Below are 306 nucleotides of genomic sequence, written 5' to 3' on the forward strand. Positions count from 1 at the left end.
TCATTTATGCTGTTAGCCAAATAGTCTTCTTACCTAAACTCGGTTTGTAACCTGCGTTAGAAGTTAGCTCTAAAAACCCCTGACATTCACTATTTACCGAATAGACTTAAAGATTAATAATTTATTTAAGCCATGTTGACTTTTCTAGTAGGGGCGTCGTTTTCAGAGTCATCTTTATCTTTTGGTTTTTCTACTTCCTCTTCATCATAGGATGCAAAGAAAGATGATGGTGAGGATGCATTTGAATGATGGCTGTCTTTGGCCGCCTGATTTTCTTGTTTATCACTACTCTCATTAATAAGTCTC

At 36.3% G+C, this 306-nt stretch carries 1 protein-coding gene; it reads right to left on the reverse strand.

From position 1 onward, the window contains the following. Positions 1-125: 125 nt before the first annotated feature. Positions 126-306 (reverse strand): hypothetical protein (locus ACQUW5_RS15315; protein WP_444992126.1); only part of this gene is annotated, 181 nt, incomplete at its 5' end.

This window comes from Legionella pelazae (genome assembly GCF_052527395.1).